The sequence below is a fragment of the Bartonella sp. AP280QHHD genome (assembly GCF_042196125.1).
Lineage (GTDB): Bacteria > Pseudomonadota > Alphaproteobacteria > Rhizobiales > Rhizobiaceae > Bartonella.
Map to the genome: position 1 here is coordinate 1 of NZ_JBHIPQ010000030.1, position 8,749 is coordinate 8,749.

Sequence of the window (8,749 nt, forward strand, 5' to 3'; positions counted from 1 at the left end):
CGGCGTAATCGCATTTTGAAGCAATGGGAGCAGCTGTGTGATGATACCAAAGGTGCGCTCTTTCTCATTCGGGCTGGTTGGAGCATCATCCACCACAATATCGTAATCAACACTCATCACCGCTTCACGTGTTAAGGGAATATATTGCGCATTCTCCTCACCCGATATCCTCACCAAACGACCATCAGACAAGTAATTCTGTATCAGATGCAAAATAATCTTACCCTGCCTTTTGCGATACAAACGCAAGCCATCAAATAGACAAGCAAGCAGGTTAAGACTAGATTGACGCCGTTGTGCTTCTAAAATCCCTGCTTGTGAGACTTCTCTCGTCCCGATAAACTCAGGCGATAAGCCCGTAACTTGATTAATCGCTTCCTTGGCTTCATTAAACAGTTGGAAAAAACCGGTTGGGAATTGCGCTACGGGTTTGGGCTGTATCTTACCACCTGCCAAAGCGCCATTTTTTAAAACCGTAATACTATCTACTCTGCTCCAACTCTTTACAGCTTCTCTCACATCTTCAAATGCGCCCCGCTCTGCCATTATCCCGCCTTTGGATTGGCTATTAAGGATATGCATTACTTGACTAAAATATTTATTCGCCCATCGTTGTGGATCTTTTGTCGGACGGACAACCCCATAAAATTGCCGTTCTATCTTATCAAAATACCCTGTTATACACTCCCAACCCAATTGACCCGCTGGAACCAAAGGTTGATCAGGGGATTCAAGCAATTTTCTCCCTAAAAAAGCACGTTTTACGACCTTTTTATTGAAAGCTGCCCCTTGGATATCGGGCATCATGCACTGTAACTGCTTAAATTCCTCTTCGCTATAATCACGCAATTCACCCGTTTCTAAATCGGGCGCTTTGTAATATCGCTCGCTTTCAAACCAACGGCATTCAACAAGTGTGACCATCCGACGACCGTTTTCAACATCAATGCCCTTCTCATCATCGTAAGCTTCAAGATCATTATGATGAATGCCTTCATAAGCAGCCCCATCACGCGCCCAATCAGCACTCAGTTCACTCCAATGGGCTTTTGGAAACATCTGCTTGGCTACTTCCAAGGGCTTGCGGTCTACATACCACATGCGTTGTGCATCGGTTAAATTCGGTTGCACCGCTGCACTATCCCAAACCATTTTTAAAGGATCTAAACGCGTAATAACCGGTTCACCATCAAGACTGTTTTCATAATCAAGGCGGGTATCAGTCCACCCCATGCCGCAGATGACAGCGTCTTGGAAAGCATCACTATCTGCATATTCAGCATGTGCCATGTCGCGAAACCATTCCGCTGCTCCTGTAAGCAATTCACTTGGCAATGCCTTGCCTATTTGACGGGGAATGAATTGCACCTCTCGTTTATTGTTACGCTCTGAACCCACAACGGCATTAACCAATGGTGCAATACGGTTAAACGTCATAACGGGGCGGCGTTGCTCTTTTAACGCCGCTAAATCAGCCTCATTCCACTGATCACCATTGTAAAATCGAAAATCCTCTCTTGCATGTTCGCGCCATTTGTTCACATGCTCAACATCTTCTTTGTACCAGCTCACAAGCTTGCTAAACAAACCTTCTGTCGACAAATCTGATGCGTTACTTTCTTTCTCTAAATGCTCTTCATCATACATCATTCTGCCATCCATGACGTGCTTTCATAAGTTTCTCTACCGCTATAAGCTGGTCTCTTCTGTTTTTGCATCGGCTGTTCATACCCCACACACATTAACCCAAAGGCATCCGCACCATGACTGGACCAATCATGCTCTGCTCCCAAGCCAATATTGCGCTTCTCATCCCATTTCTCATGATACCAATTCAGTGCTTTACGACCCGCTACGGTTGTCTCTTCGTTAAACCATACTGAAGGTAAAATACGTCGCACCGCCTCTATTCGCATCTTAACAGCACCTGCCCCTTGATTAGGAATGACTTGCGTTTCAAAACCCGCATCATTTAAAGCACTCTCAAAACTCACATTGTGTACACGGTCTCTTGTTGCACCATCATGGGGGAGAACCATCAATGCCTTCTCATAGCCATTCTGACGTAACCAGCCTATGTGCTCGGATAATGGCTGTCCCTGTGCTTCGTAATAATTAAGCACTCTAATTTCTCGCCCCACAAACTGTGCTATCCATATCGCCGTGGCATCTGCCTTGGCGCCTGTCCCCCCAATATCCCAAAAAGCACGTATTTGCATTAAAGGGTCACGAGCAACACGCCCTATCCGCCCCTCCTGCTCGGCTGCCAACATTTCCTTTTGATAATAAGCGCCTTGAACCGCTGTAAGATAAGCCCCTTCCCAGATATGCTTATAGGTCTCTGGACGGTTTCTCAGATCATCAAGCCGCGCTTCATTCAAGATCTTGGGAAACTTCGGATTGTCTGACCAGTTGATCTCAACACGCTTGATTGCCTCATTGTCTGAAAAGCGAAACCGCTTCTCAACGGGGGCATTCTCTCGCAACGGGTTCCATGTCACCCATAATTCTGCCCGCCATCCCTCTCCTTCTTCTCGCAAAGTCGGTATAAGCGTTTGCCAAGCCGTCTCTGTTACCGGCTCTGCTTCATCAACCCAACAAAGCAAAATGCGCCCCATCGATTTAATGCTCGCAATATTACGGTCCAGACCAGAAAACTGAAAGGCTACGCGACCATCTATCGACTTAATCGAAGATTCCCCAACCTTGTAATAGTCCTTTAAAAAGTCGTGCGCTTCAATGGCGCGCTTAATCTCCTCCAATGAACTTTCTGCCAAAGAATTCTGAAACTGACGTGCACAAAGAATGGTCCCCGATATCCCCTGCATACCAAATTGATAGCCTTTTAAAGCCGCCATCAATGCAAATGATCTTGTCTTTCCAGACCCTCGTCCACCCCACGCCGCTCGTACCAAAGCATCCCCATCAAAAATAGGGATAAGTTTTGGTACAATCTTAATCTGTCTTGTCGTCATTCATTGTTAAAGGAGCAATTTCTACACGCGTTATGATCTTAATGGCTCCCCCATCTTCACCTGTTACCTGTAAAGGCAACACCTTACCAAGCAACGCTAAATAAGCAGCGGGGCATTCCATAGCCTGCTTTTCCAAATAAGAGATCAAACCATCCTTGCCAATTTTATTCCCAGCATTCTCAGCAGCCTTAACCACTGCTTCTTTTAAAATGCGCGTCATCTTATTCGGAACGCCTTTGACACGCCCTTGACCTGCCTTTGGGGGTATACGCTTTTTAATGGGTTGTGGAGCCTGCTGTGTATTTTGTGATGTCATAAAATACGCCCTCCAGATAATAAAAAACCCCGCATTTGCGGGGATTTTGAACTGTACATTTCCCTCTCTAGACACAATACGCCTAAGTACAGCAATGTCATTAAATACGATTTGCTACAATTTGTCAACATAAAAATAACACATATTGATAATTTCAAAGTGAATCGGTTAAACAGCGCTTATGAATAATTAAGGGTTCAAAATGATGAAATCATTATCCATAACACGCATCATAACATTTATAGCTTTCTTTTTTATATCAGCGCTACCTGCATCAGCGTCATTTGGATTTATAGACAAATTGACGCGTATGTTTACAAGTGTAGATACTATGGAGAAGTATAATAAACTTTACAACAAATACGCGAGTGAATCATATATTGGCTCTACGCATTCTGAAAAGATACTCGAAGCAAAAGAATATGCACACAGACATGGATACACCGAAACTGATTTTATATTGAAACGTCATCTATGGGTTATTTATTGCGGACGCTATGTGAATTTATTGCGGGGTGATTATAATATATTGATGTCACATACGGATCTACCCATGGCTCTACCCAATGTGATAGATCATTTACGCAGGAAATATCTTTGGAAGCCAATGTATTTTATGTGGGCATATAACGAATCAAATAACAGCAAAAATCCAATGATTTATTATGCGAAAGAATTTCTTAAAACTACGAAGGACCCTGAATTTGACTTAGAAGAACAAATTACTGATCTAGTATATAATGTGAGAAACGGTTATTATGAAACGATTGAATTACTAAAGAAACGTTGCAACACCATAGAATGGATATACTATATAATGAAACCGTAATAGAGATTGTCATTTAACGATCAAAATGTTTCTGAAGAGCATTAAGAGCAACGCGTAATGAATTCACAAGGTGCGGTAGCATTTGATCTTCTATAACGAGGGACTGTAACGCAGCATGAAGATTATACTGTCTATAGAGGCATTGGGCTTCTTTTAGTGCCTCTTGCATGTTTATAAACTGCTCTGTTGCAAATTCTACCCATTTATCTCTTGCCTTATCATCAGATGATGATGGCATTTCGTCATAAATCGCATTAGGCAAGCCCTTTGCACAAAGGTAATCGTTTCTTACTTGTAGATATTGTTNCGCATTAGGCAAGCCCTTTGCACAAAGGTAATCGTTTCTTACTTGTAGATATTGTTGCGCGGCATCATATTGCTCTTGAGTAAGCACGCCTTTTAAACAAAGTCGCCCTATATAAGTACCAGAAAGTGGATTTTTTGCCTCCTGTAGCGTTAAACCGAAGCGCTTTGCACGTATCTCTATTGCCAATTTATCAACGGCTTCACGCGGTGCTTTTGCACGTGATATACGTCCGTTTGGTTCTCTTACCTGCCCTGCTATTTTAGGGCGTCCCCTTTTTTTATTTTTTTTCATAACACCGCCTTTTATTTAAAAAGGAACACTGTCATTCATAACGGTATGGGGCGTATCAAGAGGTCTGTAAATGCTTCTGTCATAAGCAGATGACTGATCTTGATTATCATCATTTTTGCCATCTAAAAGCTTTAACTCGCCTTTGTACTGAGGCAATATGACTTCTGTTACATAGCGATCAACACCGTTTTTATCTTGCCATTTACGAGTTTGTAGTCGTCCCTCGATATAAACTTTGCTGCCTTTATTCAGATACTGGAGAGCTACTTTTGCCAAGTGTGGATTAAACACCACAATGGAATGCCATTCGGTTTTGTCTATTCTTTTATTGGTTGCCTTGTCTGTATAGCTCTCAGACGTTGCCATTCGAAAATTGACCACCTCGATGCCAGATGACATTGTTTTGCTTTCTGGATTAGCACCTAAATAGCCAATTAAAATCACTTTATTAAGCATGTTTGTAAGTCCCATTAAATGATGTAAAGATCATAACATGTTTTATGTGTTTTTACAATGTTTTCAGTTGTCTAATAACAATTATTTAATGTTTTACATTATGTTATAAATCACTAAAGCGTGTAAAATCGGATTGAAAGGCAAGGGGAACGATTCCTGTCGGACCATGGCGTTGTTTTGCTATAATAACCTCGGCTTTACCCTTGGCTTGCTCCATTGCCTCTTGCCACTTGCTATACTCAGCAGTGCCTTCTTTTGGTTCTTCATTTTTGTGATAGTATTCTTCACGATAAACAAACAGCACAATGTCGGCATCTTACTCAATTGAACCAGACTCACGTAAATCGGAGAGTTGTGGACGTTTATCGGTTCGGTTTTCAACTTGACGCGAAAGTTGTGACAGAGCAATGATGGGAATATTGAGTTCTTTTGCAAGTGCTTTTAATCCGGTGGTAATAGCTGTAATTTCTTGAACGCGATTTTCTAATGAACGCTTTGAACCACTTGTCATGAGTTGAATATAATCAATAATCAAGACATCTAGACCATGTTGTCGTTTAAGACGCCTTGCACGAGCGGACAATTGTGCAATAGACACCCCACCCGTTTGATCAATATAAAGAGGGATTGTTTGTAAAGAACGCATTGCGTAAATGATGTTGGTAAATTGCTCTTCTGAGATATTACCACGACGCATATCAGAAGCAGAAACCTTTACTTGCTCTGAGATAATACGAGTTGCAAGCTGTTCAGTTGACATCTCAAGTGAGAAGAAACCAACAATACCCCCTTCATTGGCTTGGCTGTTATCATGACGCTTGCAAGCATTGGCAATATTAAAAGCAATATTGGTCGCCAGAGAGGTCTTCCCCATCCCAGGGCGCCCCGCAAGGATAATCAAATCAGATGCTTGTAACCCTCCCATTTTCTCATCAAGTGTTTTGATATGGGTAGCTATCCCTGAGAGCCTTGAGGAACGCTTTTTCGCAGCACTTGCCATGTTAAGTGCTTTTGCAATGGCTGTATCAAAATTTTCAAACCCACCCCCGTATTTTCCCTTTTCTGCCAATTCAAACAACTGATTTTCAACAGTTTCAATTTGTTGTGATGTTGTAAGTTCTACAGAAACATCATAAGCTCTATTCACAACTTGAGTGCCAAGGTTAATTAAAGAGCGTCGGATAAACAGATCATAAATGACGCTCCCATAATCTTTAGTATTAATGATTGTTACAGCTTCTTTAGCTAAACGCACCACGTAATTATATACAGTGATGTCACCAATTTTCACATCATTTTCAACAAAGGGCTTAATAGTAATGGGATCTGCAACTTTTCCATTTTGAATAATTTGTGAAATGATATCAAAAAGCTTTTGATGCAACGGTTCAAAAAAATGCTCTGCTTTTAAAAAATCAGAAACGCTATCAAGAGCATTATTATTGATAATGATAGCACCCAGCAAAGCTTTCTCTGCTTCAATATTATGGGGCAGTTGACGAAAAGAAGATTGTTCTTCTGTTTGAAAAGAAGGTAAATTAACAGCGTTCATTTTATTCATTATGATTTAAATTGATTTGATAAATGATAATTATAAATCACTGAATCTACAGTGTGAATCCCATTTTTATTTTACTTAACAGCTTGCTTTTTGATACGTTTTGTGCAATAAAGAGATGTTCCTTTATATTTCGATTGGTTATTTTAATCGTTTATTTAGATCGCTAGCTGTTTTGATAATAAAAGCCGTATCAATTCATTTTGATGCGGTTTTTATGTATTAAGGCTTGCATTTTTACACGTTTTGTGTAATATATTTTAACATTTAAAATGTATAAGTTTCCAGTTGCAAACAAAAGCCGTGTCCTTTAAAGGCGCGGCTTTTTTGCTATAAAGCAGCCCCCCGCCCCGTTATTTTATTTACGCTGCTTTATTTTCAACAATCTTTACAACGGTATCGTTTTCATAAATTTCACAATCTTCAGGAATTCCATATGCATAGTAAATGTTTTGCTCAACATATGAATAATCATTTCTTTTTAATCTTGCATTGCCATGTACCAAACCTCTAATGGTGTGATAACCAGTCACTTTTGCATTCCCATAAACAGAACCATAGACCTTAACATACCCACCCACGCTAGCATTGCCATAAACCTTGCCATAAATTTTTGAAGAGCTACTTACAACAGCATGATCATAAACCTCAGCCTTGCTATAAATGCGTGCACTTCCTGTTAATTTTGCATTCCCATAAACCCTTGCATATTGATAAACCCACACCTTATCAGAAAGATGCGCATTATCATAAACATGAGCTCCAAAATACACGCGGGTTTTATCATATACATGCGCATTGCCATAAACAAAACCACCAATGACAGCGTTGCCATATACTCTTGCATTTTCATAAACACGACCAGATTTTACAACACAAGCATTATCATAAACCCAGCAATTGCCATCATGAGAAAGGTTATCTTCCTTTTCAATAAAGCCCGCCTAAATCACCAGCTTTAACATCAGCAAAGTCTTTTAAAGCACGAATGCGGTATAAAGTAATCCCTTTAACGTGACTTTCATTTATAAGCTCATATTTTTTAGATACATTTTTAGTGGTCATAGGTAGCTCCCTAATCTAATATTCAAACAAATTTTTAAATGAAATGGTTATAAGGAGGCGCCCCCGCCGCGCCCGCGCCGTTATTTAAGCTGTTTTCCTATGAGGACGACACATAACAAAGCAAATTTCACCATAAGGAGAAAGGCGTTCTGTATAAACATTATTCATTGTGTCACCACAAATATTCTTAGTAACAATAGCCATGCCACATGCATTGGCATTTTCATAAACATGCACTTTACTTACAATTTTTGCACTATCGAAAACATGGGCATTATCATACACATGGGCATTGGCAAAAACCTTTGCTGAATCGTAGACGCGAGCATTACCATATACAAAACCACCAACACCTGCATTGCCATAAACCTGCGCATTTTCGTAAACACGACCAGGGCTCACAACAATGGCCTGATCACCAACCCAGCAATTACCATCATGGGAAAGATTTTCTTCAGATTCAATATAGCCACCAAGTTGACCAGCTTTAACATCACCAAAATCTCTTAACGCCTTAATGCGATAAAGTTTTTTACCTTCGCGAAGAATTGTTTGATTGGTGAGTTGATATTTTGGAGAAGTTTCTTGATTTTTAACTGTAGCTTTCATGCTAATTTCTTTCTTATCGTAATTAGGTTTTCAATTGACACCCTATAAGGGCGCCGGGCGTTGAAAACACGGCGATAAGTCCGTCGTCACACTTTTCTCATAAGAGTATTATATGGTGTGACACACCCGACAAAATCGTTATATGCCAACAATAGCATAAAAGAAAGTCAGTATTTAAGAAATGGGAGAAACCTTTTCGTGGTTTATCCGCTTATCGCTAAGTGTTTTCAGCACTTGCCAACCTTAATAAACGACCTTTTCTTTAAAGTCAATACGTATTTTTTATTTTTTTCAATTTTTTTCATTTTGATACCTACCTAATTGAATACCAAGTGATTTTAAA

7 protein-coding genes and 2 pseudogenes are annotated in these 8,749 nt (G+C 40.3%); 1 reads left to right on the plus strand and 8 read right to left on the minus strand.

Annotated elements, in window-relative coordinates:
- The 3 genes from ACFIMK_RS03505 to ACFIMK_RS03515 form a co-directional block, all read right to left on the minus strand.
- Positions 1–1,662 (minus strand): portal protein (locus ACFIMK_RS03505; protein WP_375682842.1); only part of this gene is annotated, 1,662 nt, incomplete at its 3' end.
- Entirely contained in the window at positions 1,647–2,975 is a 1,329-nt protein-coding gene (locus tag ACFIMK_RS03510; protein ID WP_375610917.1) for a PBSX family phage terminase large subunit, read from the minus strand. The genes ACFIMK_RS03510 and ACFIMK_RS03505, both read right to left, overlap by 16 nt.
- Entirely contained in the window at positions 2,956–3,291 is a 336-nt protein-coding gene (locus tag ACFIMK_RS03515; RefSeq protein ID WP_375682840.1) for a hypothetical protein, read from the minus strand. Before ACFIMK_RS03515 ends, ACFIMK_RS03510 begins: the two co-directional genes overlap by 20 nt.
- A gap of 202 nt (positions 3,292–3,493) precedes the next feature.
- Here ACFIMK_RS03515 and ACFIMK_RS03520 point away from each other — a divergent pair, with 202 nt between their 5' ends.
- On the plus strand, positions 3,494–4,120 hold the full coding sequence (locus ACFIMK_RS03520; RefSeq protein ID WP_375627825.1) for a hypothetical protein: 627 nt from the start codon (positions 3,494–3,496) through the stop codon (positions 4,118–4,120).
- 13 nt (positions 4,121–4,133) lie between these two features.
- Here ACFIMK_RS03520 and ACFIMK_RS03525 read toward each other — a convergent pair whose 3' ends face one another.
- The 5 genes and pseudogenes from ACFIMK_RS03525 to ACFIMK_RS03545 all read right to left on the minus strand — a co-directional run bounded on the left by ACFIMK_RS03525 (position 4,134) and on the right by ACFIMK_RS03545 (position 8,406).
- On the minus strand, positions 4,134–4,718 hold the full coding sequence (locus ACFIMK_RS03525) for a hypothetical protein (RefSeq protein WP_375693519.1): 585 nt from the start codon (positions 4,716–4,718) through the stop codon (positions 4,134–4,136).
- Between the two features lie 15 nt (positions 4,719–4,733).
- Positions 4,734–5,174, minus strand: coding sequence for a single-stranded DNA-binding protein (gene ssb / locus ACFIMK_RS03530; RefSeq protein WP_375612657.1), 441 nt, complete (start codon positions 5,172–5,174; stop codon positions 4,734–4,736).
- Between the two features lie 103 nt (positions 5,175–5,277).
- Positions 5,278–6,735, minus strand: a pseudogene (locus ACFIMK_RS03535) (replicative DNA helicase).
- Positions 6,736–7,094: 359 nt separating this feature from the next.
- Positions 7,095–7,797 (minus strand): annotated as a pseudogene (locus ACFIMK_RS03540) (hypothetical protein).
- Positions 7,798–7,881: 84 nt separating this feature from the next.
- A complete protein-coding gene (locus ACFIMK_RS03545; RefSeq protein ID WP_375655634.1) occupies positions 7,882–8,406 on the minus strand; it encodes a hypothetical protein in 525 nt (174 codons plus the stop codon).
- Between the last annotated feature and the right edge of the window lie 343 nt (positions 8,407–8,749).